The following is a 26,171-nucleotide window of genomic DNA, read 5'->3' on the forward strand; positions in this document are numbered from 1 at the left end:
GCCTGCCTCAAGAGCACTTTCTCGGTTTTCCCGACAGTTTTGGCCGCGGCATTTTGCTTCAGCGCAAATTTTGACGTTTACGCAAACGTCAAAATTTTGTAGTAACTTTTTTGAGGTAGACGTGTTGTCGGATTTTGGTGAGGAGAGATTGCATGCCCGTTTACAAGCCACCCGTCGAAGATACGCTGTTCGTCCTGAACGATGTGCTCGGCATCGAGAAATTCAACAACCTGCCCGGCTTTGCCGATGCGACAGCCGACATGCTCGAAGCAATCGCCGGTGAAGCGGCGAAACTGTCCGAGGAAGTGCTCTTCCCGCTGAACCTGTCCGGCGACCAGGAAGGTTGCAGGCGCAACGACGACGGTTCGGTCGAGGTGCCCAAGGGCTTCAAGCAGGCCTATGACCAATATTGCGAGGGCGGCTGGAGCGGTCTTTCGGTGCCCGAAGAATTCGGCGGCCAGGGCCTCCCCTATACGCTGCATTCCGCCGTCGGCGAATTCATGTCGTCGGCCAACATGGCGCTGATGATGTATCCGGGCCTGACCAATGGTGCGATTGCCGCGATCCTCGTGCATGGCTCCGACCAGCAGAAGAAGACCTATCTGCCGAACATGGTCTCCGGCGTCTGGTCCGGCACCATGAACCTGACCGAGCCGCATTGCGGAACCGACCTCGGCATGCTGCGCACCAAGGCCGTGCCACAGCCCGACGGCACCTACAGGATCACCGGCCAGAAGATTTTCATCTCTGCCGGCGAACACGGCATGACCGAAAATATCATCCATCTGGTGCTGGCCCGTATCGAAGGCGCGCCGGAAGGCACCAAGGGCATATCGCTGTTCATCGTGCCGAAATTCGTGCTCAAGGACGATGGCACGCCGGGCGCCCGCAATGGCGTTTCCTGCGGCGCGATCGAGCACAAGATGGGCATCCACGGCAACGCGACCTGCGTGCTCAATCATGACGATGCGACCGGCTACCTGATCGGCGAAGAGAATCGCGGCCTGGCGGCGATGTTCGTGATGATGAACGAGGCCCGCCTTGGTGTCGGCCTGCAGGGGCTGGCTGTCTCGGAGGCTGCCTACCAGAACGCTGCCAACTATGCCCGAGAGCGCATCCAGGGCCGTTCGCTGACCGGACCAAAGGCGCCGGACAAGAAGGCCGATCCAATCATCGTGCATGCCGATGTGCGCCGGACGCTGATGCAGATTCGCTCGATCAACGAGGCAGGCCGCGCCTTCATGCTCTACACGGCGCTGCAATCCGACATCGCCCACCGCTCGCCGGATGCGACCGAGCGCCAGAAGGCCGATGACATCCTGTCGATCATGACGCCGATCCTCAAGGGCGTGATGACCGATCGCGGTTTCGACAATGCCGTGCAGGCCCAGCAGATGTATGGTGGCCACGGTTATATCGAAGAGAACGGCATGAGCCAGTATGTGCGGGACGCGCGCATCGCCATGCTCTATGAAGGCGCCAATGGCGTCCAGGCCATGGATCTCGTCGGCCGCAAGCTCGGCGCCAATGGCGGCCGCGCTGTCATGGCCGTGTTCAAGGAGATCGGCGATTTCTGCGAGGAGAACCGCGCCGACGAGCGTCTGGCGCCGTTTACCAAGGCACTCAAGAAAGGCTTGAACGACCTTCAGGCCGCCACCATGTGGTTCATGAGCAATGCGATGGCCAAGCCCGACAATGCCGGTGCCGGCGCCACCGACTACATGCATCTGTTCGGCCTTGTCATTCTCGGCTTCATGTGGGGCAAGAGCGCCAAGGCGGCACTCGAAAAGCAGGACGCCGGCGATCCGCGCACGGACTTCCTCGCCAACAAGCTGTTGACCGCAAGGTTCTACATGGAGCGGATGATGCCGGAAACCGCGCTGCGCAAGGCCCGTATCGAAACCGGCGCCGACAGCATCATGGCGCTCGATGCGGCAGCGTTTTGAGCGACAACTGCGACTTAGGATTTCTGCGAATCAGGCGTATGAAATCAACTTGAAGATTTCAGGCACCCCAGTGCCAAAGGGAGAAAACAACCATGACCGAGGCTTATGTCTACGACCACGTCCGCACGCCACGCGGACGCGGCAAGAAGGATGGATCGCTGCACGAAGTGCCGCCCGTCCGCCTTGCTGCCCACACGCTGGAATGGATCCGCGACCGCAATGGGCTCGACACCAAGACCGTCGACGACATCATCTTCGGCTGCGTCGATCCGGTGATGGAAGCGGGCTCGGTGATCCCACGTGCCGCTGCGTTTGAAGCCGGCTATGACAACCGCGCGCCGGGCATGCAGATTTCGCGTTTCTGCGCCTCGGGTCTCGATGCCGTCAATCTTGCTGCCGCCAAGGTCGCACAGGGTGCCGACGACATCATCATTGCCGGCGGTGTCGAATCGATGAGCCGCGTCGGCATGGGCATGTCGGGCGGTGCCTGGCCGGTCGATCCTTCGGTCGCCGTGCCGGCCTATTTCATGCCGCAGGGCGTGTCGGCCGACCTGATCGCCACCAAATACGGCTTCTCCCGCGATGACGTCGATGCCTATGCGGTCGAGAGCCAGAAGCGCGCGGCCAATTCCTGGGAAAAGGGCTATTTCAACAAGTCCGTGGTGCCGGTGAAGGACCTCAACGGCATGACAATCCTCGATCGCGACGAGCATATGCGTCCATCGACCGACATGCAGTCGCTGGCGGCCTTGCAGGCGTCGTTCCAGATGATGGGCGAGATGGGCGGCTTTGATGCCGTCGGCATCCAGGCGCATCCTGATATCGAGAAGATCAACTACGTCCACCACGCCGGCAATTCCTCTGGTATCGTCGATGGCGCCGCAGCCGTGCTGATCGGCTCCAAGGCCGGCGGCGAGTCCATGGGCCTGAAACCCCGCGCCCGCATCAAGGCGATCGCCAGCATCGGCTCGGACCCGGCATTGATGCTGACCGGCCCGGTAGATGTGACCGAGAAGCTGCTGAAACGCGCCGGCATGACCATCAGCGACATCGATCTCTTCGAGCTCAACGAGGCGTTTGCGGCTGTCGTGCTGCGCTACATGCAGGCCTTCAACATTCCGCATGACAAGATCAATGTGAACGGCGGCGCCATCGCGCTCGGTCACCCCTTGGGTGCCACCGGGGCGATGATCCTCGGCACCGTGCTGGACGAGCTGGAGCGTCGAGGATTGCAGACCGCACTGGTGACGCTCTGCATCGGCGCCGGCATGGGCACTGCCACCATCATCGAACGCGTCTGAGTTCCGGGAGAGAGACATGACCTACAAGAATTTCACCGTCGAAACCGACGCCGACGGCTTTGCCCTGGTCACCTGGGACATGCCAGACAAGTCGATGAACGTCTTCACCATGGATGTGATGGATGAGATCGATGCGATCGTCGATCAGGTGGTGGCCGACGAAGCCATCAAGGGCGTGGTCTTCGCCTCCGGCAAGGCGGCCTTCTCGGGCGGCGCCGACCTGACCATGCTCAAAGACATGTTCTCGATGATCGAAAGCGAGCGCGCTGCCGATCCGGAAGGCGCAACCAGGAAGCTGTTTGACGCGGCCGGCCGCATGAGCTGGCTGTGGCGCAAGATCGAGACCTGCGGCAAGCCATGGGTCGCCGCTATCAACGGCGTCTGCATGGGCGGGGCTACCGAACTGGCGATGGCCTGCCATGCACGCGTCATTTCCAACGGCAAGTCGGTGAAAATGGCACTGCCGGAAGTCAAGGTCGGCATCTTCCCCGGCGCCGGCGGCACCCAGCGCCTGCCGCGCCTGATCAACACGCAGGATGCGCTGCAGATCATGACCACCGGCCAGGATATCACGCCATCGCGTGCCAAGGCGCTCGGTCTCGTTACCGAGGTTGTCGAGCCCGACCAGTTGATCGCGGCTGCCAAGGCGCTGCTGAAGGCCGGTGTCGATCCGGTCGCGCCGTGGGACAAGAAGGGCTTCAAGGCATCGGGCGGCACGATCTGGTCGCCGCAGGGCGTGCAACTGTTTTCGGCCGCCAATGCCATCCTGCGCCGCGAAACCAACATGAATTATCCCGGCGCCCATTCGATCCTGAAATGCGTCTATGAGGGCCTGCAGGTGCCGATCGACCTCGGTATCAAGATCGAGCAGCGCTATTTCACCGCCATCCTGCAGACCACCGAAGCCTATTCGATGATCCGCTCGCTGTTCGTGTCGATGCAGGAACTCGGCAAGGGCGCTCGCCGCCCTGCCAACGTGCCGCCGACCAAGTTCACCAAGGTGGGCATTGTCGGCGCCGGCTTCATGGGCGCGGGCATTGCCTATGTGACGGCCAAGGCCGGCATTCCCGTCGTCTTGATCGACCGCGACCAGGCCGCCTGCGACAAGGGCAAGGCACATTCCGAGGATTTGGTGAAGGCAGCCATCTCCAAAGGCAAGTCGACCCAGGAACAGGGCGAAAAGCTGCTGTCGCTGATCACGGCGACGCCGGATTACGGCCAGCTTTCTGACGCCGATCTGGTCATCGAGGCGGTGTTCGAGGATCGTGGCATCAAGAAGATCGTCACCGAAGCCGTGGAAGCGGTGCTGCCGGCAACATCGATCTTTGCCTCCAATACCTCGACCCTGCCGATCTCGGGCCTCGCGGAAAACTCCAGGCGTCCCGACCAGTTCGTTGGCGTGCATTTCTTCTCGCCGGTCGACAAGATGGGGCTGGTGGAAGTCATTCTCGGCGAAAAGACCGAAGACAAGGCGATTGCCGTGGCGCTCGACTATGCCGCCGCGATCAAGAAGACACCGATCGTCGTCAACGACACGCGCGGCTTCTATGTCAACCGCTGCGTCTTCCGCTATATCAACGAGGCCTACGACATGCTGGCCGAAGGCGTGCCGGCCATCATGATCGAGAATGCCGCGAAATTCGCCGGCATGCCGGTCGGCCCGCTGTCGCTGAATGACGAGGTGGCGATCGACCTTTCCCAGAAGATTATGAAGGCGTCGATTGCCGATCTGGGCGAAGCCTCGGTTGAAAAGCATCATATGGCGCTGGTCGACAAGATGGTCACCGAACTCGGCCGTCTCGGTCGCAAGAACCAGAAGGGTTTTTACGACTACCCGCCGAAGCCGGCGAAGAAGTCGCTTTGGCCGGGCCTCAAGGATCTCTACCCGCAGAAGAAGGCCGAGGACGTCGATTTTGCCGAACTCAAGCAACGCCTGCTGGTGACCATCGCGCTGGAAGCGGCCCGCACCGTCGAGGAAGGCATCGTCACCGATCCGCGCGAGGCCGATGTCGGCTCGATCCTCGGGTTCGGCTTCGCACCCTATACCGGCGGTACGCTTTCCTATATCGACGGCATGGGGGTGAAGACCTTCGTCACCCTTTGCGAGACGCTGGCAGCAAAGTATGGCGCTCACTTCGCGCCGACGCCGCTTCTCAAGGACATGGCCGCCAAGGGCGACACATTCTACAAGCGCTTCGACCCCTATGCGAAGAAGCTCGCGGCGTAAGCTGCCACTGAGCATGTCAATGCGCCCTCGGGTACCACCCGAGGGCTTTTTTATGTGCTGGCAAATTCATCAGACTGAGAATTGATTTAGTATGACAAATGGGGTAAGCCACTGCCCATAAGGATGCTTCATGCGTTTCGTCGGCACGGCCGGCAATGCAGGGACCATCTCCGGAGTGGGGGCATCGGGTGGACACATCGATCGATCGCAGCAAGCCAGGGCCCGAGCAGCCCTCCGGCAAACGACCGCGCGTGCAGAAGAATGTCACGGCAGCCATCGGCACCGATATCTGCATGGGCCGTTATCCCGAGCGCAGTCCGCTGCCGCGCGAAAGTGATCTCTGCGAACTCTATGGCGTCAGCCGCACCGTCATCCGCGAGTCGCTGAAGATCCTGGGAACGAAAGGCCTGGTCACCAGCCGGCCGCGCGTCGGCACGATTGTCTGTGGCAAGGACGACTGGAGCCTGCTGGATCCGCAGATTCTGGAATGGATGGGGCCGAATGTGTTGGGCAAGGGTCTGCTTGACTGCATTCTGGAGACACGCCGGATCGTCGAGCCTGCCGCCGCAGCCTTTGCCGCCGAGCGCGCCACGACCCAGGAAATAGCCGATCTCGACCGCGCCTGGCGGCGCATGCGCGATGCCGGCGACGACATCGAGGCTTTCACATCAGCCGACGCCGCCTTCCACGAAATCATGCTCAAGGCAAGCCACAACCAGGTGTTCCGGCAGCTGTTCTCGATTATCCACGCAGCCCTGATGCACGCGCTGCACACATCAAACGAGGCCGCGGAGAAGCGCGACGAGGCGCTGGCCGTCCACAAGGAACTCGTTGAGGCCCTGCGGATGCGAGACCAGGAGGCCGCGCGCGCCTGCTCCAACCGGATGCTCGATCTCGCCGCCCGCGACATCTCCGCCGCGCTGAGCCGCAAATCCTCGACCTGAAATCCGTTCCCGGTGCCTTGCCGCGCCTCGCCATCAACCGGACAGACCCATCATGAAGATTACCAAGCTTACCACCTACATCGTTCCGCCGCGCTGGTGCTTCCTCAAGATCGAGACGGACGAGGGGATCGTCGGCTGGGGCGAACCGGTGGTCGAAGGCCGCGCGCTAACGGTCGAGGCAGACGTCCATGAACTCGCCGACTACCTGATCGGCAAGGACCCGATGCTGATCGAGGATCATTGGCAGGTCATGTACCGTGCCGGTTTCTACCGCGGCGGTGCCGTGCATATGTCGGCTATATCTGGGATCGACCAGGCGCTCTGGGACATCAAGGGCAAAGCCTATGGGCAGCCGGTGCACGCGCTCTTGGGCGGCCAGTGCCGCGACAAGATCAAGGTCTACTCCTGGATTGGCGGCGACCGCCCCTCCGACGTCGCCAACAACGCCAAGGACGTCGTTGCGCGCGGCTTCAAGGCAATCAAGCTCAACGGCTGCGAGGAAATGCAGATCGTCGACACCTGGGACAAGGTGGAGAAGGCTGTCGAAACGATTGCCACCATCCGCGAAGCCATCGGCCCCTATATCGGCATCGGCGTCGATTTTCACGGCCGCGTCCACAAGCCGATGGCCAAGGTGCTGGCGAAGGAGCTGGAGCAGTTCAAGCTGCTGTTCATCGAAGAGCCGGTTCTGTCGGAGAACTACGAAGCGCTGAAGGAAATCGCCAATCATTGCTCGACGCCGATTGCGCTGGGCGAGCGGCTGTTCTCGCGCTGGGATTTCAAGCGCATCCTGTCGGAAGGCTATGTCGACATCCTGCAGCCGGATCTTTCGCATGCCGGCGGCATCACCGAATGCCGCAAGATCGCTGGTATGGCCGAGGCCTATGACGTGGCGCTCGCACCGCATTGCCCTCTCGGCCCTATCGCTTTGGCCGCCTGCCTGCAGGTCGATGCCGTCAGCTACAATGCCTTCATCCAGGAACAGAGCCTCGGCATCCACTACAACAAGGGCAACGACATCCTCGACTACATCTCCAACAAGGAGGTGTTCCACTATGCTGACGGCTTCGTGTCGATCCCGCAGGGTCCGGGCCTGGGCATCGAGGTGGATGAGGCTTATGTCATCGAGCGCGCCAAGGAAGGCCATCGCTGGCGCAACCCGGTCTGGCGCCACGAGGACGGCTCGGTCGCGGAATGGTGAGCCGGCTAACCTCCTGAAAAAGGTTCGCCGAAGATGTTCTATGGGCTTTTTACTTCGGCGCCTCGCCAAGGACCCCTCACCCCGCCTCCGCTACGCTCGGCGGACGACCGGGGTCGAGCCACCGGTCTCAACCCGTCCTTCGGACCCCCAAGGGGCGAGGAGGAACGAGACGGCGCGGCCAATTCCCTCTTCTCCCCTCGGGGAGAAGGTGGCCCGAAGGGTCGGATGAGGGGGGTACGCCAGCTTCGTCGACATCAATCGGTGCGAAATCGCAACGCGATAGCACTAATTCGCCAGAACCCGCTGCGGCGGGAAGGTGATTTCCACCAGCGTGCCCTCGTTGGGTGCCGACTGGATGGAGAACTGGGCGCGATTGGCCTCGATCATCGCCTTGGTCAGCGGCAGGCCGAGGCCGGTGCCGTCGCCGCGCTTGCGGGCGCCGGGCTGGACCTGGCCGAAGGGCTTCATCGCCTGCTCAAGCTCCGACTTCGACATGCCGACACCGGTGTCGCGGATGCGCAGCGTCACCGAACCGGTGGGCTCATAGGCCGTCGAGACGACGATCTGGCCGCCTGAGGGCGTAAAGCGAATAGCATTGGCCAAGATATTGATGGCGATCTGCTTGATCGAGCGGAGATCGGCCACGACATCCGGCACCGATTGCGACAGTGACGTGCGGATGATCACCCGCTGGGCATTGGCCTGCGGCTGGACGAGCGACACGGCTTCGGAGATGCAATCGTTTAGCCCGACCGCGGCAAACTCGACATCCATCTCGCCGGCCTCGATCTTGGAAATATCCAGGAGGTCGTTGACGATATCGAGGACATGCCGGCCCGAACGACCGATATCGTGCGCATATTCGACATAGCGCGGGTGGCCGGCCGGACCAAAATGTTCACTGGCGATCATGTCGGAAAAACCGATGATCGCATTGAGCGGCGTGCGGATCTCATGGCTGACGCGGGCGAGGAAATCGCTCTTGTGCTGGTTGGCGGTTTCGGCCGAGCGCTTGGCGGTCCGAAGTTCTTCCTCCGAACGCTTCCACTGGGTGATGTCGCGGATGACGGCGCAATAGCTGTTGGAGCCGGCCATGCGCCCCATGGTCATGAACAGCGGAATGAAGCCGCCCGACGCTTCGCGGCCGATGACTTCGCGGCCGTCATTGAGCACGCTGGCAACGCCGTGGCCGGAAAGGCCCGCGACATAGTCCTGCACGGCCTTCTGGCTCTCATGAGCAAACAGCATTGCGAACGGCTTGCCGCGCGTCTCGTTGTCGTCGAAATTAAAAAGCGCGCTCGCCGAACGGTTCATCGAGCGGATACGGCCATCGGTATCGAGCACCACGACACCATCTGTGGCGGTTTCCAGTATGGCGCGTAGTTCGTCAGCTTCCACCTGGAGCGCCGACAGCCTGCGGGCTGCCTGCTCGTCTTCGGCCGAGGGTTCCTCGACCAACGGCACACTCGCCGGCATCAGCGTCAGCATCAGCGCCGTAGCACCTTCATATTTCACCGACTGCAAACGCGCCGCGACCGGCAGCTGGGTGCCATTAGCGCGCACCATGTAGACGCCGCCATCGGGGCCTTCACGGCGGCTGATCAAGCTGTCGAGACCGCCGGCGTTATCGAGCGCGTCGACGCTGTCGTAGCCGGAGAAGCGGCGGAATTCGGAGTTGGCGTGGATCAGCCGATCGCCGGCATGGATGAGGATCGCCAGCGGCACCTCGTCGGCGGCGGATGCCGTCAGGCCCGGACCATCGGCTTCCCCGGTGGTCTCTCCATCGTTTTCAGCGGCGGCAAGGAAATCATCCGTTTCAGCGGCGGGCGCTGCGTCGGATACCGGCACCTCGGCGGCGTCTTCGCCCGTCGTCAGCTCGCTGGCAGCAATAGCAAATTCCTCATGGCTGTCATCTGAGGTGATATCGACGGCGTCATTCTCGTTTTCGGTCGTCGCGTCGGAATCGGTCTCTTCACTTGCACCGGCGACAAGCTCGTTCGGCCGCTTGCCGAATGGCTCGAGCTGACGGGCGATTTCCTTGAGTGCGTTCTGCTCGGCCTGGGTCAGGCCCTCGCGCGCCCTGTTGCGGCGCTCTTCGAGGTGGACGATCTTTTCCGAGAAATTCGCCAGCGGATTGGAGACGATATTGAGCGCCGGCTTTTCGCCATGGAACTCATCCTGCAGGTCTTCGACCGGTGCATCATCGGCGACTGGTTCTACCGCATCGGCTGCCTCTGCGAACTGATCGTCCACCGTCAGGCTGATGTCTTCAACGCGTTCTTCGGGTTTGTCGGCCGGCTCACTATCGGCAATGCCGATCTGCAGGCCGAGCGCACGGGGATCTTCCTCCGCATCGCCGACGCGAATGATGCCGAAGCCGCGGAAACCATCGAATTCACGATTGCGCGAATAGGTCGGCAGGGCAGCGAGATCGACGGGAACCGCAAGGTTGGTGCCTTCGACCGGCCACCGGATCATCCGCCCCGACCAGGTGTCGCGGCGCTCGAGCAGGCGACCGATCTCGCCATTGGCGTCGAGGTGGAACTTGTGGGCGAGTTCCTGGAAATGCAGTCCGTTGATATCGCCGGAATGCGGACCGACAGTGCGGGCGAATTCGTCGGAAACCTCGGCGAAACGCCCCTGGGCATCGAGCTTCCAGACGAAACGCACCGGACGACCTTCGCGACGGAAGATGAAGGGCTGGCTCGCATCGTGGGCAGGTTCAGCAAGGGCAGCAACGTCCTCGTTGACCGCAGCGGCATTCTCCGAGCCATCTGTTGCAATTGGCGCGACGAGGGGCTCATCTTGGGCAACGGGCGCCTCATCCTCGGCGGATGCTTCCAGCTCGGCGGAGGGCTCGACGTCAGTCACCTCGGTATCGACATCTTCGTGTTCCAGACCGCCGTCTTCGATTGCTGCCTGGATCTCATGCGGCTCGGCGCCATCGAGTATTGCCAGCTCGCCAATCTCTTCCAGGTCATCGGCGTCTTCGATATCCTCGACGTCAACGGTGGGCTCGGCCTCGAGGAAATCCTCCGGCGGCGTCAACTGTTGATCCACGGCTTCCGCCTCGTCGGCAGCCAGTTCAGTCTCGTCCGGCGCGACCGTTTCCTGTTCAGGGGCAATATTGTCGGCGAGGTCTGCGGGCTCAGCTGCGGTCTCTTGAACAGTCTCCGAGGCGACCTCCTCCTCGACAGACTCCACCATGTCATCCGCGAAAGGCTCTTCGGGCATATCGATGGTGTCTTCAGCCACGTCGCTAGCGAAAGCGGCGGCTTCCGCAACCGGCTTGATGTCGGCCCGCGGCTCATGTGGCGGGTCCATGCGCCCCAGCACCGTCTCGACGCAGAACAGCAGATGCAGCGGCGGATGCTCGGACACCGTGCCGATTGCTGCGGGCAGATAGCCGGCGGCAGTGGCGATCGGCCGCTTGATCAGGCCATCTGTGTGACGCAGCGAGGCGATGAGATTGCGTGATGTGTCAGGGGAGATACCAATGGTGCCGAAACCGTGCGAGGCTTCGAGCACATTGCCCTCGCTGTCAAGCACGGCCATATGGGTATCGGGATCGTCAAAACCCTTGAGCATTGCCGATATCCGCGCCTTTTCGCTAACCGCATTGGCGGCGACGGGGGCGGAAAAGATCACCACGGTGTCACCCTTGCGAAGCTCCACCAGGGTGACATCGGCCATCACGGTGGCGCTCTGGAAACCGCTGCTGGTGCGGATGGTCAACGAGCGGCGGTCGCCCGCCTCGCGCAGCTGGGCTGCGGTCGCGGCCAGTTGCCGGAAGGAGACGCTGGCGCGATTGGGGCCATTGTCGAGCAGCCCATAGATATCGGAGTAGCCGAAAAAGCCGGCGCCCTCGCCATTGGCCCACAGTACGTTGGCCATGTCGGGCGAAAACAGCGCGATCGCATCCCCCGCGGCAAAGCGTGCGCGCACGGCGGGGTGCACGGCAATGTCGATGAAGGGATACTGGAATTGCGGCATGGCTGACCTTAGATGACGCGAGACTAAAGCGGGAACAACTCTTAACAAAACATTAATACTGCCTGACGTGCCCGGGGTCCACAACCCCGCTGGGGAATCCATTCGCAGGGTTAATTCTGCCGCGTCGCAAAATTATGTTGCACTGCACAATAAGTTATGTTACATAATATTCATACAAGAAATCGGGCACCGCAAGGCGGGCCGGAAACACACAAGGAGCATGCGCATGGCTACGAAGAAATCTGAAGATGTATTCTCCATCTCCTCTTTCGACCCCTCCAAGTTCACCGAGAGCTTCCGCGATTTCGCCGAGAACAGCTCGGTGAAGACCAAGGAAGCCCTTGCCAAGGTCAAGGACGCGACTGAAGAAGCTGGCAAGACCGTCGAAGCGACCCTCCAGAACGCCCAGGCCGGCACTGTCGAATTCGGCATGAAGGCCATCGAGATCCTGCGCACCAATACCGAGAATTCCTTTGCGCATTTTGAATCGCTGCTCGGCGTGAAGTCGGTTTCCGAGCTTTTCGAATTGCAGACCGCCTTCTTCAAGAAGCAGGCTGAACTCGCCGTCGAGCAGGCCAAGTCGCTGCAGGAAACCTCCAAGAAGGTTGCCGAAAGCGTCTCCCAGCCGGGCAAGGCTGCTGCCGAAAAGGCAATGTCGACCTTCAAGATGTCCGCTTAATCAGCGCATCTACGAGTTGTTTGAGTCGAAGGCCGGGGAGCGATCCCCGGCCTTTTGTTTTGTCCGCCGCAGCCAATGGACACAAAATGTGCGAAATCACAGTTTGATTATATTTTAGCCTTTTCAATTCTTAATGTATGCAGCAATATCGGGCTTCCACGGCTCCAAGGAATGTTGCATGAACGCCTCACCTCAACGATCGCCCATCGATGCAGTGCTTGCGAGCCTCGCCCGACTTGCCGAGATCAGTGACCCGGCCATCTTCCTGGCGCTGAAGGATAAGGCCACGCTGCTTGCCGAAGCCGAGGTGCTGCAAGCCGCAGGCCCGGCGGGCAAGCCGCTTTACGGCATGGTGTTTGCGGTCAAGGACAATATCGATGTTGCCGGCCTGCCGACAACGGCCGCCTGCCCTGCATTCTCGCGGATGCCTGAGCGCTCGGCGACGGTGGTCAGCAAGCTCGAAGCTGCCGGCGCCATCGTGCTTGGCAAGACCAATCTCGACCAGTTCGCCACCGGCCTTGTCGGCGTCCGCTCGCCCTATGGCGTGCCGCGCAACGTGCTGCGAGCCGATCTCATTCCCGGCGGATCAAGTTCGGGCTCGGCGGTGGCCGTGGCGGCCGGCATTGTCGATTTTGCGCTCGGCACCGATACAGCGGGTTCGGGCCGCATTCCCGCCGGGATGAACGGGATTGTCGGATTGAAGCCGTCGCTCGGGCTGGTGTCGTCGACCGGCATGCTGCCCGCCTGCCGGACACTCGACACGATTTCGGTATTTGCCCGTACCGTCTCCCTCGCCGCAGAGGTTACCGCGCTTGCTTCCGGATATGACGCGGAGGATGCCTATTCACGGCGCCTGCCGCCAGTCTCTATAACGTCGCCACATATCGGCCTGCGGATCGGCGTGCCTTTACCTCAGCAGCGATTGTTCTTCGGCGATGCGGATGCCGAGGCAGCCTATGGCGCCGATCTCGAAACGCTGGCCGTCATGGGTGCTACCATCGTCGAGATGGATTTCGAGCCGCTGCATGCGGTGGCGCGGTTGCTCTATGAAGGCCCGTGGGTGGCCGAGCGCTATGCGGCGACCAAGCCGCTGGTGGAGGAAAATCCGGCCGCAATGCTGCCGGTGACGCGTTCGATCATCGAACCGGGCGGCAAACTCACGGCGGTTGCGACATTCGAGGCGCTCTACAAGCTTGCCGAATTGAAGCGCAGGGTCGAGCCGCTGATCGCCGCGGTCGATTGCCTTGCCGTGCCGACCGTGCCGCGCTTCTATACGCTTGCGGATCTCGACGCCGAGCCGGTCAAATACAATTCCAACCTCGGCAGCTACACCAATTTCGTCAACCTGCTCGATCTTGCGGCAATCTCGGTGCCCGTAGGCATGCGCGGGGATGGCCTGCCGTCGAGCCTGACCTTTATCGCATCGGCTGGCCGCGATGGTTTTCTCGCCGGCATCGGCATGGCGGTCGAGTCTGGCGGACTGCCAGGTTCAGGATCAGCAGGTGGCGATAACCACATTGAACTTGCGGTCGTTGGGGCACATCTCTCCGGCCTGCCGCTCAATCATGAACTGACCAACCTGGGTGGCACCTTCCTGCGCAAGGTCGAGACATTGCCGAGCTACAAGCTGTTTGCGCTGGCGGGCACGACACCGCCGAAGCCGGGCCTGCTGCGGGTCGCCAATGGAGAAGGCCGCGCCATCGAGGCGGAGATCTGGGCTCTGGAACCTTCCGCCTTCGGCCAGTTCGTCGCGAAGATCCCGGCACCGCTCGGCATCGGCACGCTCAGCTTTTCCGACGGCAGCAGCGCCAAGGGCTTCCTGGTCGAGGCCGTGGCAACATCGGGTGCCCGCGACATCAGTGACTTCGGCGGCTGGCGACCATTTGTGTTAGCCGGCTAAGGGTTAGTGAGTGGCGCGCCATTGGCGCAGCCATTCCAACCCTGCCAGAGTTTCGCCTGCAGGGCGATATTCGCAGCCGACAAAGCCCTCATAACCCATCGCGTCGAGATGTTCGAAAATCCGTGTGTCGTTCAGTTCGCCTGTGCCGGGCTCGTTGCGCAGGGGCACCGAGGCGATCTGGATATGGCCGATCAACGGCAGCATTGCCTCAAGTGATTTCATCACATCGCCATGCAGGATCTGCCGGTGATAGATATCATACTGCAGCAGTACATTCGGCCTGCCACTTTCGCCGATCAGATCGGCGGCCATGATGAAGTCATTGAGGAAGTAAGCAGGCATGTCGCGCCGGTTGATCGGCTCGACCAGGACCGATACGCCGTCGGACGCCGCCTGATCGGCAGCCCATCGAAGCCGCGCGAGATAATTCCTGCGCACGGAGGCGTCAGTGGAGGGCGCATTGCCGGCCATCATATGCAGGCGGGCACAACCGGTTACCCTTGCATAGGCAAGCGCCGTCGCCACGGACGTCTCGAACTCCTCGCGCCGTCCATCCAACGATGCCATGCCGCGCTCGCCAGCGGCCCAATCGCCCGGCGGCAGGTTGAACAGCACCTGCGTCAGGCCATTGCTACGCAGCAGTTCGCCCACTGTTTCCGGTGGCAGTTCATAGGGAAAGAGATATTCGACGGCATTGAAGCCGGCTTTCGCGGCCGCTTCGAACCGCTCGGCGAATGGCACTTCGTTGAACATCATCGAGAGATTGGCGGCGAAGCGCGGCATGCGTCATTCTCCCTGCGGCAGCGTGATGCCGGTGATACCGGCGATCATGCGGATGATCGAGGTATCGTCGTCGCGGCCCATACCCGCAGCGGCCGTGGCGATGAACTGCTGGAGCGCGGTCGCGGCGACCGGCATGGGAAACTGCTCCTTGCGGCCCATGTCGGCAATAATGCCGAGATCCTTGGTGAAGATGTTGACGGCGCTGAGCGGCCGGTAATCGCCGGCCAGAATATGTGGCACTCGGTTTTCGAACATCCACGAATTGCCGGCGGCACCGACGATCACCTCGTAGACTTTTTCCAGATCGAGCCCCAGCTTGGCGGCCAGCGACATCGCCTCGCAGGCAGCGGCAATATGCACGCCGGCCAGCAACTGGTTGACCATCTTGAAGGCTGCACCCGTGCCGGCTTCATCGCCGAGACGATGCAGTTTCTCCGACATAGCATCCAGCGCAGCATTGGCTTTCGCGAATGCTTGCGGCGTCCCCGACGCCATCATGGTCAGCCGCCCGTCGGCGGCCTTGGCAGGCCCGCCGCTGACCGGCGCATCTATGTAATCGAGGCCATGCGCCTCGGCATCGGCCGCAAGATGGCGGGCGTCGTCTGGTGACATCGTAGCAGAGGACAGCACGACCGCGCCGGGCCTGGCGCCCTTGGCTGCGCCGTCGGCGCCAAACAGGGCCTCCCTCGTCTGGACCGCATTGACCACGACGACGACAATCACATCGGCGCCCGAGACGGCCTCACTTGGCGAAGCCGCCTTCGTGCCGCCCGCTTCGGCGAGTTTCTGCAGGGCTTCAGGGTTGAGATCAAAACCGCAAACATTGAAGCCGGCACGATGCAGCGACTTCGCCATGCCTAGCCCCATCGATCCCAGGCCGATCACAGCCACAGTCTGCTTTTTCTCACTCATGGTCGTTCTTCCCAATCATCTCGCGCCATATGACAGCGCTGTCATTCGACGTCTTAAAGGCTTACCGAAGGATCGCAAGTAGAATCTGCCGAGATGCCCCGGCCGAAAAGCAAGACGCCCCGGCGATGCCGGGGCGTGCTTCTGATGCGGAACAGCAAAGATCTAGAGCTGGACGAAATGTGCGTTGCGCGGCAGTTCCGAAAGGATCTCCGGGCCGTCCTCGCGCAGGATGACGATATCCTCCAGCCGGATGCCGAAGCGGCCGGGCAGATAGATGCCGGGTTCGATCGAGAACACCATGCCCTCTTCCAGCACCGTATCGGACGTTGCGGTGATGTAGGGCGGCTCGTGGCCGTCGATGCCCATGCCGTGGCCGGTGCGATGGACGAAGTATTCGCCGTAACCGGCATCGGTGATCACGCCGCGTGCCGCCGCATCGACTTCCCTGGCCAGAACGCCGGGTTTGGCGGCTTTCAGCGCTGCCTGAACGGCCTTTTCGACGATGGAGTGGATCTGGCCGTAACCTTCCGGTGGTTCGCCGATCACGGCCATGCGGGTGATGTCGCTGGGGAAACCGCTCTTGCGGCCGCCTATGTCGATAACCACGGCATCGCCTTCGCTGATGACCTTTTCGCTCGCAGAGTGGTGCGGGAAGGCGCCATTGCCACCAGCGCCGACGATCCAGAATTGCGGCGAGGCGCCTTCCGAGGAGAAATGCGCACGAATTTCGGCCGCGACCTGGTTTTCCGTCATACCCGGCTTGATCTTGGAGAATGCCGTCTGCATGGCACGATCGGCAATGCCGGCATTCATCTTCAGCTTCTTGTATTCAGCGCTGTCCTTGCGCATGCGCAGTGCACCGATGGTGTCGGTCGTGAAATCGCGCGCGGTATCAGCCGGCAGCGCGTCGAGCAGCAGCAGCGCGAAATCGGCACGCATCGTCTCGTCAAGCGCGACGAGACCGGGAGCGGATGCACCGATGGCGGCAAGCGCCTCATCGAGAGCGGCGACCGGGCCAACATCATCGGCCCAGTTGAAGAATTCGATATCGGTGAATTCGCGGCTGCCCTCGGCATTCAGCGCCGGCATCAGGAAGCATTCCTTCTCGGGCGCCACGAGCAGCAGGCAGGGGCGTTCGTCGGGATGCGGATGGAAGCCCAGCACCCAATCCATGTGCGAGCCCGGCGAAATGGCAACGAGGCCGGTGACGGTGGCAGCCATCTTCTCGCGCAACGCGGCGAGTCGTTTTTCGGTTTGTTCGGTCATGAGAAAATGTCCTTGATCAATTGGCTGGAATGACAATGCGGCTGCCGAAGACCGGCTCGTTGCCGCCGAATGCGTTGAAGGCTTCGAGTTCCGCTTCCGATGGCGACTCGCACGAGCCAGCCCGGCTGGGGATCCAGCCGCATTGGCGCTTGAGGATTGCGGCATATTCCGCCCGTTTCAGCGCCGCGATCGACGGATCGATCACCGGCACGCCGAGCTGGCGTTCGATTTCCTTGTAGAAACCGATTTCCATGGTGCAGCCGAGGATCAGCGATTCCGCGCCACCTTCCTCGACCGCCTTGCGGCCGGCGGCGATCAGCCGGCGGTTGGTTTCGTCGTGGTCCTTCTGGAAGTCATCAACGCCGAGGCCGACATCGTAGAAGCCGGCGAGCCGATGGCCGTGGCCATATTCGCGCACGGTCGATTCCATCTGGTGGATCCATTTGCGGCGACCAACGATGATGCCGAAGCGGTTGGAAAGCGTCGCCGCAATTTCACAGGATGCGTAGCAAGGCGCCGTGATGATCATGTCGCCTGAGATCTCGCGGGCATCATGTAGTGCTGTGTCATAGAAACAGCCGATGGCGAATGCATCGAAGCCCTCGGCGGCAGCGGCGCGCACGGCGCGCAGGATGCCGCGTGTCACCAGCGCCTCATAAGTGCGGAATTCGATATGCGAGAAACCGTAATGCTGTTTGGGAAGTGCTGTGACATGCACTTCCGTTCCCGGCAATTTATGATCCCGCGCCATGTCGGCAAAGATCTGGTCGACGATTGCGTCTTCGCCGACCGGGTTGAGGTACATGATCTTCAGCGGCTTTTCGGGCATGATTTTTCCTTCGTCTCAGTGTGGGACCCGGTAGTGAGGCTTGCTCGACTCGTCTTCTCCCCAGCGGGGAGAAGTGCCGAGCGCATGCGAGGCGATGAGGGGGTGGGGCTCGCTTGGAGCAAGAGTGCCCCCTCATCTGCCCTTCGGGCATCTTCTCCCCGACGGGGAGAAGAGGGATCTGTCTAGGCCCTGTAGCCGTGCACTTTGGCTGCCCGTTCCGGGGTGATGAAGCCGTTGCGGATATCCTCAGCCACCAGCTTGGGATCGCGTTCCTTGGGGTCGCCGAGGCCGCCACCCGCGCCGGTGATGATGCGGATGACGTCGTCGGTATCAACACGAACGCCGGAGGCAAAGGCGTAGCGCTCGCTGGTGCCATCGGTGCGCATGACAAGCGCGTAGTTCGCCGAGCCTTCCTCAGCGCCTTCAAGCGCCCATGGCACGATGCGAGAGCGGGTATAGCCAAGCGTCAGGAACGAGTTGTCGCGACGGATACGATAATCCATGCGGATACCGTGGCCGCCGGACCATTTGCCTTCGCCACCGGGATCGACATTGAGCTCCATGCGGTCGACGAACAGGCCGTTGCGGGCTTCGGAAATCTCAGCCGGGCAATTGTAGGTCTCGCCGTGCACGCCGGAGAAGATCGCCGAATTGCCGTCACGGCCCTTCGACGCCCCCCAGCCGCCGATCTGCGGCTCGATGATCGTGTATTGACGGCCAGTGTCGGGATGGATGCCGCCGATGAACGTGCCGGCGATCGAGGAGAAATGGCCGGCGGGAAGCTTCTCCGGAATGTGCGGTGCCAGGCAGCGCCAGACCAGATCGTAGCCGCGAATGCCGATCTCGTAATAGAAGCCGACTGCGGCCGGTTCCTTGGCATGGAAGCAGGAGCCCTCGCGCGTCAGTACCTTGAGCGGCCTGAACGAGCCTTCGTTGGCCGGCGACGTCGGATCGGTGAGCGCCTTGAAGATGACCTGCATGCTGACCAGCGTGTCGTCATGGCCGGCATTCGAGGGACCCGCATCCTGGTCCGGATTGTCGCGAAGGTCGACGACGAATTCGGTGTCGGAGATGGTGATCTTGACGTTGAACATGCGTCCATCGTCTTGCTCTTCGGTCAGCTCGAATGTGCCATGCGGCAGCTTGGCGAGTTCGGCGAGCGCGATCTTCTCGCCGTGATCCATAAAGCTTTGCATCGCGGCTTCGAAGGTCGCGACGGTATATTTCTCGGCGAGTTCGGCGAGCCGCTTTGCGCCGATGCGCACAGAGGCAATCGCCGCCCAGAGATCGCCCTCGAGGAAATCGGGCATGCGTGAATTGACCGTGATGATGTCGAAGATGCCCGGGATGGGCTGGCCCTTCGAGATCATCTTGATCGCCGGCAGGCGCAGGCCTTCCTGGAAGATTTCCGTCGCGTCCGCCGACAATGAGCCGGGTGACTTGCCGCCGACGTCGGAATTGTGGGCGATATTGGCTGTCCACGCGATGATCCGGCCATCGGCGAACACCGGCATGGCGACGACGAGGTCGTTGAGATGGGTGACGCCACCATAGTAGGGATCATTGGTGATGAAGACATCGCCGGGCTCGATGTCGCCGGGCTTGGGGAACTTCGCCAGCAACACTTTCACCGATTTGTCGAGCACGCCGATAAAGCCCGGAATGCCGGCGCCGGAAGAGGCCAGCTGGCCCTTGCCGTCGGTAATACCCGTGCCCATATCGAGCACTTCGTAGATGATCGAGCTCATCGCCGTCTTGCGCATGGCCGCAAACATTTCGTCGGCGGTCGCCTGCAGCGAATTCTGGATGATTTCGAGCGTGATCGGATCGTGGGAAACTGTGGTCATGTTTCGCACTCCTTAGGATTTCAGATTGATGTGGATGTTGCCGAAGCCATCGACCGCGACACGATTGCCGGGATGGATGACGATGGTCGTGCCGGAATCCTCGACGACGGCCGGCCCCGTGAAGCTCATGCCGGGCTCGAGCTTGTCGCCGTCATAGATGGAAGCCTTGTGGATGCCTTCGAGCGCATAGTCGACATCGCGTTCGCCCTTCAGAGCTGCGGAGGCCGGGGTTGTCGATAGCGGCTTTTCCTTCATCGTCAGCTTGCCGACCTCGGCGGAGGCGACGAGATGGATACCGACCAGCTCGACAGGCGCAGTGAGGCGGTAGGTGTATTCGCGCTCATAGGCTTCATGGAAGGCGGTTTCGATCGCCGCAAGGCCGGCATCGGAAATCGTGCCTTCGACCAGCACCTCGGTCGTGTGCTCCTGGTTCTGGTAGCGGAATTTGCCGTAGCGCAGGAACTTGACCTTCGACTTCTCGACGCCTTCCTCGCTGAACTGTTTCAGCGCCAGTGCCTCGGTCTCGGCAAACAGGGCTTCGATGGCTGCGGCCGAGCCCGGCTTGAGATCAGCAAGCTTGGTGACGAAATAGTCGCGGCGCAGGTCCGACATCATCATGCCCCAGGCCGAGAACACAGCGGCGCCGGCGGGGATGACGACCTTCTTGACGCCGAGTTCGACGCCGAGCGCTGCGGCATGCATGGCGCCGCCGCCACCGAAGGCGACCAGGGTGAAGTCTCTGGGGTCGAAGCCGCGATTGAGCGACACCAGTTTCAGCGCATTGACCATGTTGTTGTTGGCGATGCGGACGATGCCGCGCGCCACGTCGTCAGCGGAGACGCCGAGCTTGTTGCCGAGCTCGGTGAGCGCTTTTTCCGCCGCGACCATGTCGGCATCGATTGCGCCGCCGCAGAAGTAATCGCGGTTGATGCGGCCGAGCCAGAGATTGGCGTCGGTGGTCGTGGCGCTGGTGCCGCCACGGCCATAGGCCGCCGGTCCCGGCATGGCGCCGGCCGATTTGGGGCCGACATGCAGCTTGCCAAAATCATCGACCCAGGCGATCGAGCCGCCGCCATTGCCGATCTCGACGAGATCGACCACGGGCACCATGATCGGATAGCCGGCAGAGACGCGGTCGCGCTCGATCCAGTAGTCGGTCATGATCTTGACCTTGCCGTCCTCGATCAGTGAGCATTTTGCCGTCGTGCCGCCGATGTCGAGCGCCAGCACGTTCTTCTCGCCGATCAGCTTGCCGAGTTCGGCCGCCCCCCAGAAGCCCGAGGCCGGGCCGGATTCGACCATGGTGATCGGGATCTTCTTGACCGAATCGAGCGAGTCGACGCCGCAGTTGGACTGCATGATGAAGAGGTTGCCGTCAAAACCCTTGGCGGAGAGGCCGTCATTGAGGCGCGACAGATAACGCTCGGCGGTCGGCTGCACATAGGCCGACAGAACCGCTGTGCTGGTACGCTCGTATTCGCGCCATTCACGGGTGATCTGGTGGGAGGCGACGGCGGCGATTTCCGGCCAGAGGCGCTTGATCTCGGCAATGGTCGCCTGCTCATGGCTGGGATTGGCGTAGGAGTGGATGAAGCAGACGGCGATCGCCTTGACGCCGTCAGCGCGGAAGTCGTCGAGGATTGCCGGAAGGCCGGCCAGATCCAGCGGCTTCATTTCCTGACCGTGGTAGTTGAAGCGGCCCGGCAATTCGCGGCGCAGATAGCGCGGCACGAAGGGCTCAGGCTTCTCGTAATGCAGGTTGAAGAAATCCGGGCGATTGCCGCGGGCGATTTCGAGCGAATCGCGGAAGCCCTCGGTGGTGATCAGGCCAACCTTCACGCCCTTGCGTTCGGTCAGCGCATTGATGACCACTGTGGTGCCGTGCGCCAGGAAATCCACTGATTTGGGATCGACGCCGCCCTTCTCCAGTACATTGAGCACGCCCTGCTCGAAGTTGGGCGGCGTCGTGTCGGATTTCGCGGTTGTAATCCGCGATTCTCCGGTGGCGTGATCGGTTTCGAAGCAAACCAGATCGGTGAAGGTGCCGCCAACATCGGTGGCGACGCGAATTGTCTTGCTCATCAGCGGCCTTCCTTCTTCTGCTGGGCGTGAAGCAGCATGCAGACGGCGCCGGGCAGCTTGAGCGCCTCAGCCGCCTGGATGCGGTCTTCGGTGTAGAAGCCCTCATCATGCAGGCAGTTGAGCGTGCCGATGACTTCGCCATCGACGATGATCGGCACGTTGATGACGGATTCGCAGCCGAGCGACTTGATCAGCTCGTGGTCATCGAACACATCGGCAATGTCCTTGATCGTGTTGGCGACGAAGGTCTTCTTCTGGTTCAGGGTGATGTCCGACCAATGCGTCTCGTTGTACGGCTTGGTGCCGGAGACAGGATACGCTTCGGGCATGTTGGAATAGATGCGCTCGGAAAGCTTCTCTGATGTGTCCGAGGTCATGATGGTGAAAAGCTTGACGCCAACGAGTTCCTTGGTCAGCGCCTCGAGCGCCGCATAGGCCTTGTCGGGCTGGGTGCCGGCTTCAGCGACGGCGGCGACGAATTTCGTGTAATCAGGCATTTCCATTCTCTTGCTCCATGAGACGATCCCGAAGTGCTGCCTCCTCGCGGCTGACGACGGGAACTGCGCCGATCAGCCGGCGCGTATAGGGGTTTTGCGGGTTGGTGAAGATGGCGCCGGTAGTGCCGAGCTCGACCAGCTTGCCGCGCTCGAAAACGGCGACGCGATCAGCGATGTTGCGCACCACGGAGAGGTCGTGGGTGATGAAGACGTAGGTCAGGCCGCGCTTGTCCTTGAGGTCCTTGAGCAGCTTGAGCACACGGGCCTGTACCAGCACGTCTAGCGCCGAGGTGGGCTCATCGAGCACGACAAGCTCGGACTGGCAGGCAAGCGCACGGGCAATCGCCACGCGCTGGCGCTGGCCGCCCGACAGCGACGACGGCGAACGCGTGCGGAAATCGGCGGGTAGGCCGACCTCTTCGAGCAATTCGCCGGTGCGCCTCGTTCTTTCCGTCTTGTTGCCGATATCATGGACATCGAGCGCCAATCGCAGGGAGGCCCCGATCGAGCGGCGCGGGTTGAGCGACGACAGCGGATTCTGCTGCACGAGCTGGATGGCGCGGCGATGCTCGCGGGCGCGCTTGGCCGGCAGTTCGCTGCCGTTGAAGGTCAGGCTGCCGGATGTCGCGCCGTAGATGCCGAGAATGATGTTGGCAATGGTCGACTTGCCCGAGCCGCTCTCGCCGACGATCGCCAGGCATTCGCCCTTGTCGACATCGAAAGACACGCTGTCGAGCGCCTGGACCTTGCGACCATTGACGTCGAACTGTTTGGAGACGTTTGCAACGGAAAGCAGCGCGCTCATGCCAGAAGCTCCTTCTCGCTATAGCCGGCATGGGCAACAAGTGGCGCCAGGAACTGCGCGGAATCGTCATCGAGGTCGGGAATTCCACCACCTGTAATGCGCGGCACGGCGGCCATGAGGGCCCGCGTATAGGGGTGCTTGGGCTCCGCAAACAGCTGTTCGGTCGGGCCCTGTTCGACGATGTTGCCCTTGTAGATGACGTAAACACGGTCGGCGAATTCGCGGACGACACCGAGATTGTGGGAGATGAACAGCACTGACGTGTGGTGCTTTTCGACCAGCTCGCTCATCAGCTTCAGCGTCTGCGCCTGCACCGTCACATCGAGTGCCGTGCCGGGCTCGTCGGCCAGAAGCAGTGCCGGATTGTTGGCGAGCGCCATGGCGATCATGACGCGTTGGTTCATGCCGCCCGAGAGCTGGAAAGCATAGGATTCAAGCACGCGATCCGGCTCGTTGATGGCAACGTCGGCGAGGGCGGCGATCGCTTTCGCGCGCGCCTTCTCGATCGTGATCCCCGGCTCAGCCCGCTCCAGCACTTCCTTGAACTGGGTGAAGATCGGATAGACCGGATTGAGCGACGAGGTCGGATCCTGGAAGATCATCGACATCTTTGTGCCGCGCAAGGCGTGTCGCGAGGCTGGCCGCAGAGACTCCAGATTTGTGCCCTCGAACTCGACGGTGCCGGAAATGCGCGCCGTCTTGATCTGCTGCAGCATGCCCAGCACGATACGGGCGGTGACCGACTTGCCGGAACCGGATTCGCCGACCAGCGCCACGCGTTCGCCGCGCTGGATGTGCAGGGAAATGCCGTGCAGCACCTCTGATATGCCGGAATAGGTCTTGAAGCCGAGCTTGAGGTTTTCGATTCTGAGAGTAGGCGCACTCATTGGTCGACTCCCAGGATTTCGCGCAGCGCATCGCCGATCAGGTTGAAGCCGAACACGGCCACCAGAATGGCGACGCCGGGGAATACCGTCAGCCACCAGCTGTCCGGCAGGTATTTCGCGCCTTCCGCCACCATCGAGCCAAGATCCGGTGTCGGCGGCTGGACGCCGAGGCCGAGGAACGACAGCGATGAGGCAATCAGGATGACGAAGCCGAAATCCAGCGTCATCTTGGTGACGATCGACGGCACGCAATTCGGCAGGATTTCGCGGAACATGATGTGCATCTTCGAAGCGCCGATGACTTCGGCGGCCAGCACATAGCCCTCTTCCTTCTCCGAGCGGGCGATGTTGTAGACGAGCCGCGTATACCAGGGCCACCACATGGCCGTGACCGCGATCATGCCATTGGTTAGCGTCGGCTCGAGCAGGCCCATGATCGACATGGCCAGCACCAGCGGCGGGATCGACAGGAACACGTCGGTCAGCCGCATCAGCAGATATTCGGTCCAGCCGCCGAGATAGCCGGCCGCCAAGCCGATAGCGACGCCGATCGGCACGGCGATTGCCAGCACGACGATGCCGAGGATCAGCGAGATGCGATAGGCATAGACAACGCGGGTAAAGAGATCGCGGCCGACCAGGTCGGTGCCGAAAATGTTTGGCCAGTGCGGCGGCTTATTGAAGTTGGTGAAATCCACGACTGCGCCGACATGGGCCGGGAACGGTGTGATGAAATCAGCCAGTAGTGCCGACAGCACGACGATGCCAACCAGGATCAGTCCGATCAGCGACAGCGGATTGCGGGCGAGAATGACGAGGGTCTTTTTCATGATGCCCTCTGCGAAAGACGGATGCGCGGATTGATGATCGACACCAGCAGGTCGACGATGAGATTGACGATCAGGAACATCGCCGAAATGATCAGCACCGTGCCGACAATGGCGTTGAGATCCTTGCGCAGAATGACGGCGACGCCATAGCGCGACAGGCCCGGCCACGCGTAGACAGCCTCTACCAGGAAGGCGCTGCCAAGCATGGCGGCGAAATCGAGCCCGATAATGGTCAGCGACGGGATCAGGGACGGCCGGAAGGCATAGCGGTTGGCGATGCGCTTGGCGGGAAAGCCATAGGCCTCAGCCATTTCGATATACGGCTTGTCATAGGTTTCGACCATATTGGAGCGGACGAGCCGCGCCGCCTGTCCAATACCGGAGAGTGCCAGCGCGAAGGCAGGCAGGATGATATGCCAGACCGCGTTGCCGAAGGCCTTGAAATTGCCCGCGATCAGCGTGTCGACCAGTAGGAAGCCCGTCACGCTCTGGATCGTCATCGAATCGGAGATGCGACCCGCGATCGGGAAGATCTTGATGAAGTACGAAAAGACCAGCATCAGGACGACGGCCCAGACGAAGGCGGGTGCTGAGACGCCGAGGAGTGTTACCAGCCGGATGATGTGGTCGATCCACGTGCCGCGATACCTCGCGGAAAGAATGCCGAGCGGCAGGCCGAAGGCCACCATCATGATACCCGAGATAATCACCAGCTCCAGCGTTGCCGGCAGGAACTGGGCGATGTCGGCCATAACAGGCCGGTTGGTATAGAGCGAGATGCCGAGATCGCCACGCACCAGGTCCGACAGGAAATAGCCATATTGGGCGATGAAGGAATCATTGAGATGCAGTCTCTCTCGCAACGCTTCGACCGCAGCTGCCGTGGCATTGGGGCCGAGCGCGATGCGTGCCGGATCGCCGGGAATGACCCGGGCGATGGCGAAGATCAGCAGGGAAACCCCGATCAACACGACCAATGAGGTTCCGAACCGCTTCGCGAGGAGGCGGGTGAGCGAGGACATCAGTTCATCTTTCGTTACAAGCTCCGACCTCTTGGGTCGACGTTGTGGCTGCCCCTCATCCGGCTGCCGCCACCTTCTCCCCGCACACGGGGAGAAGGCGATGTGGCGCCGTTTGATTCCCCATCAAGCGGCTGCGGATGCGCCAATGGAGCGGCAGTTTCAGATCAGATTCCCTCTCCCCGTTTTAACGGGGAGAGGGTTAGGGTGAGGGGCAATTCTT

The 26,171-nt window shown here is 61.7% G+C and carries 19 protein-coding genes; 7 read left to right on the forward strand and 12 right to left on the reverse strand.

The annotated features are described in order from the left end of the window. The first annotated feature begins 152 nt into the window (after positions 1 to 152). The 5 genes from ACXHRN_RS24125 (at position 153) to dgoD (ending at position 7,619) form a co-directional block, all read left to right on the forward strand. Positions 153 to 1,946 carry an acyl-CoA dehydrogenase C-terminal domain-containing protein gene (locus tag ACXHRN_RS24125; protein WP_488638813.1) on the forward strand — a complete coding sequence of 598 codons (1,794 nt, stop codon included), beginning with the start codon at positions 153 to 155 and terminating at the stop codon, positions 1,944 to 1,946. A 92-nt stretch (positions 1,947 to 2,038) separates the two neighbouring features. Continuing rightward, a complete protein-coding gene (locus ACXHRN_RS24130; protein ID WP_488638814.1) occupies positions 2,039 to 3,247 on the forward strand; it encodes an acetyl-CoA C-acetyltransferase in 1,209 nt (402 codons plus the stop codon). A 16-nt stretch (positions 3,248 to 3,263) separates the two neighbouring features. Next, positions 3,264 to 5,474, forward strand: a complete 2,211-nt coding sequence (locus ACXHRN_RS24135) for a 3-hydroxyacyl-CoA dehydrogenase NAD-binding domain-containing protein (RefSeq protein WP_488638815.1) — start codon at positions 3,264 to 3,266, stop codon at positions 5,472 to 5,474. Between the two features lie 188 nt (positions 5,475 to 5,662). After that, positions 5,663 to 6,418 carry a FadR/GntR family transcriptional regulator gene (locus ACXHRN_RS24140; protein WP_488638816.1) on the forward strand — a complete coding sequence of 252 codons (756 nt, stop codon included), beginning with the start codon at positions 5,663 to 5,665 and terminating at the stop codon, positions 6,416 to 6,418. A 52-nt stretch (positions 6,419 to 6,470) separates the two neighbouring features. Further along, complete coding sequence (gene dgoD, locus ACXHRN_RS24145) at positions 6,471 to 7,619, forward strand: galactonate dehydratase (RefSeq protein ID WP_488638817.1); 1,149 nt, start codon at positions 6,471 to 6,473, stop codon at positions 7,617 to 7,619. 285 nt (positions 7,620 to 7,904) lie between these two features. Here the strand turns inward: dgoD and ACXHRN_RS24150 are convergent, their stop codons facing one another. Next, positions 7,905 to 11,612, reverse strand: a complete 3,708-nt coding sequence (locus ACXHRN_RS24150; RefSeq protein WP_488638818.1) for a PAS domain S-box protein — start codon at positions 11,610 to 11,612, stop codon at positions 7,905 to 7,907. Positions 11,613 to 11,838: 226 nt separating this feature from the next. Between ACXHRN_RS24150 and ACXHRN_RS24155 the strand changes: the two genes are divergently transcribed. Together ACXHRN_RS24155 and atzF are read left to right on the forward strand one after the other, a co-directional pair. Beyond that, positions 11,839 to 12,291, forward strand: coding sequence for a phasin family protein (locus ACXHRN_RS24155; protein ID WP_488638819.1), 453 nt, complete (start codon positions 11,839 to 11,841; stop codon positions 12,289 to 12,291). Positions 12,292 to 12,469: 178 nt separating this feature from the next. Beyond that, the gene (atzF, locus tag ACXHRN_RS24160; RefSeq protein WP_488638820.1) at positions 12,470 to 14,191 is read left to right on the forward strand and encodes an allophanate hydrolase; all 1,722 of its coding nucleotides are present in this window, start codon (positions 12,470 to 12,472) and stop codon (positions 14,189 to 14,191) included. Positions 14,192 to 14,194: 3 nt separating this feature from the next. Here the strand turns inward: atzF and otnI are convergent, their stop codons facing one another. The 11 genes from otnI to ACXHRN_RS24215 form a co-directional block, all read right to left on the reverse strand. After that, positions 14,195 to 14,974, reverse strand: coding sequence for a 2-oxo-tetronate isomerase (gene otnI / locus ACXHRN_RS24165; RefSeq protein ID WP_488638821.1), 780 nt, complete (start codon positions 14,972 to 14,974; stop codon positions 14,195 to 14,197). A gap of 3 nt (positions 14,975 to 14,977) precedes the next feature. After that, positions 14,978 to 15,886, reverse strand: coding sequence for an L-threonate dehydrogenase (gene ltnD, locus ACXHRN_RS24170; protein WP_488638822.1), 909 nt, complete (start codon positions 15,884 to 15,886; stop codon positions 14,978 to 14,980). Between the two features lie 162 nt (positions 15,887 to 16,048). After that, positions 16,049 to 17,152 (reverse strand): M24 family metallopeptidase, encoded by a 1,104-nt coding sequence (locus tag ACXHRN_RS24175; RefSeq protein ID WP_488638823.1) that lies wholly within the window; start codon positions 17,150 to 17,152, stop codon positions 16,049 to 16,051. A 16-nt stretch (positions 17,153 to 17,168) separates the two neighbouring features. Beyond that, a complete protein-coding gene (locus tag ACXHRN_RS24180; RefSeq protein WP_488638824.1) occupies positions 17,169 to 17,981 on the reverse strand; it encodes an aspartate/glutamate racemase family protein in 813 nt (270 codons plus the stop codon). 182 nt (positions 17,982 to 18,163) lie between these two features. Further along, complete coding sequence (locus tag ACXHRN_RS24185) at positions 18,164 to 19,828, reverse strand: hydantoinase B/oxoprolinase family protein (protein WP_488638825.1); 1,665 nt, start codon at positions 19,826 to 19,828, stop codon at positions 18,164 to 18,166. Positions 19,829 to 19,840: 12 nt separating this feature from the next. Beyond that, complete coding sequence (locus ACXHRN_RS24190; protein WP_488638826.1) at positions 19,841 to 21,910, reverse strand: hydantoinase/oxoprolinase family protein; 2,070 nt, start codon at positions 21,908 to 21,910, stop codon at positions 19,841 to 19,843. After that, the gene (locus tag ACXHRN_RS24195; protein ID WP_488638827.1) at positions 21,910 to 22,413 is read right to left on the reverse strand and encodes a GAF domain-containing protein; all 504 of its coding nucleotides are present in this window, start codon (positions 22,411 to 22,413) and stop codon (positions 21,910 to 21,912) included. The genes ACXHRN_RS24190 and ACXHRN_RS24195 overlap by 1 nt, the downstream gene beginning before the upstream one ends. Then, on the reverse strand, positions 22,400 to 23,212 hold the full coding sequence (locus ACXHRN_RS24200) for an ABC transporter ATP-binding protein (protein ID WP_488638828.1): 813 nt from the start codon (positions 23,210 to 23,212) through the stop codon (positions 22,400 to 22,402). The genes ACXHRN_RS24195 and ACXHRN_RS24200 overlap by 14 nt, the downstream gene beginning before the upstream one ends. After that, positions 23,209 to 24,099 carry an ABC transporter ATP-binding protein gene (locus ACXHRN_RS24205; protein ID WP_488638829.1) on the reverse strand — a complete coding sequence of 297 codons (891 nt, stop codon included), beginning with the start codon at positions 24,097 to 24,099 and terminating at the stop codon, positions 23,209 to 23,211. Before ACXHRN_RS24205 ends, ACXHRN_RS24200 begins: the two co-directional genes overlap by 4 nt. Continuing rightward, positions 24,096 to 24,929: an ABC transporter permease gene (locus tag ACXHRN_RS24210; protein ID WP_488638830.1), complete on the reverse strand. Its 834-nt coding sequence runs from the start codon at positions 24,927 to 24,929 to the stop codon at positions 24,096 to 24,098. The genes ACXHRN_RS24205 and ACXHRN_RS24210 overlap by 4 nt, the downstream gene beginning before the upstream one ends. After that, the gene (locus tag ACXHRN_RS24215; RefSeq protein WP_488638831.1) at positions 24,926 to 25,951 is read right to left on the reverse strand and encodes an ABC transporter permease; all 1,026 of its coding nucleotides are present in this window, start codon (positions 25,949 to 25,951) and stop codon (positions 24,926 to 24,928) included. The genes ACXHRN_RS24210 and ACXHRN_RS24215 overlap by 4 nt, the downstream gene beginning before the upstream one ends. Positions 25,952 to 26,171: the final 220 nt, after the last annotated feature.

The organism is Shinella sp. OV683, assembly GCF_057787725.1.

Coding starts and splice junctions, on each gene's coding strand:
- ACXHRN_RS24210 (WP_488638830.1), bottom strand. CDS start 24,929: ATGAAAAAGACCCTCGTCATTCTCGCCCGCAATCCGCTGTCGCTGATC.
- dgoD (WP_488638817.1), top strand. CDS start 6,471: ATGAAGATTACCAAGCTTACCACCTACATCGTTCCGCCGCGCTGGTGC.
- atzF (WP_488638820.1), top strand. CDS start 12,470: ATGAACGCCTCACCTCAACGATCGCCCATCGATGCAGTGCTTGCGAGC.
- ltnD (WP_488638822.1), bottom strand. CDS start 15,886: ATGAGTGAGAAAAAGCAGACTGTGGCTGTGATCGGCCTGGGATCGATG.
- ACXHRN_RS24195 (WP_488638827.1), bottom strand. CDS start 22,413: ATGGAAATGCCTGATTACACGAAATTCGTCGCCGCCGTCGCTGAAGCC.
- ACXHRN_RS24175 (WP_488638823.1), bottom strand. CDS start 17,152: ATGACCGAACAAACCGAAAAACGACTCGCCGCGTTGCGCGAGAAGATG.
- ACXHRN_RS24135 (WP_488638815.1), top strand. CDS start 3,264: ATGACCTACAAGAATTTCACCGTCGAAACCGACGCCGACGGCTTTGCC.
- ACXHRN_RS24200 (WP_488638828.1), bottom strand. CDS start 23,212: ATGAGCGCGCTGCTTTCCGTTGCAAACGTCTCCAAACAGTTCGACGTC.
- ACXHRN_RS24130 (WP_488638814.1), top strand. CDS start 2,039: ATGACCGAGGCTTATGTCTACGACCACGTCCGCACGCCACGCGGACGC.
- ACXHRN_RS24180 (WP_488638824.1), bottom strand. CDS start 17,981: ATGCCCGAAAAGCCGCTGAAGATCATGTACCTCAACCCGGTCGGCGAA.
- ACXHRN_RS24185 (WP_488638825.1), bottom strand. CDS start 19,828: ATGACCACAGTTTCCCACGATCCGATCACGCTCGAAATCATCCAGAAT.
- ACXHRN_RS24215 (WP_488638831.1), bottom strand. CDS start 25,951: ATGTCCTCGCTCACCCGCCTCCTCGCGAAGCGGTTCGGAACCTCATTG.
- ACXHRN_RS24155 (WP_488638819.1), top strand. CDS start 11,839: ATGGCTACGAAGAAATCTGAAGATGTATTCTCCATCTCCTCTTTCGAC.
- ACXHRN_RS24205 (WP_488638829.1), bottom strand. CDS start 24,099: ATGAGTGCGCCTACTCTCAGAATCGAAAACCTCAAGCTCGGCTTCAAG.
- ACXHRN_RS24190 (WP_488638826.1), bottom strand. CDS start 21,910: ATGAGCAAGACAATTCGCGTCGCCACCGATGTTGGCGGCACCTTCACC.
- ACXHRN_RS24150 (WP_488638818.1), bottom strand. CDS start 11,612: ATGCCGCAATTCCAGTATCCCTTCATCGACATTGCCGTGCACCCCGCC.
- ACXHRN_RS24125 (WP_488638813.1), top strand. CDS start 153: ATGCCCGTTTACAAGCCACCCGTCGAAGATACGCTGTTCGTCCTGAAC.
- otnI (WP_488638821.1), bottom strand. CDS start 14,974: ATGCCGCGCTTCGCCGCCAATCTCTCGATGATGTTCAACGAAGTGCCA.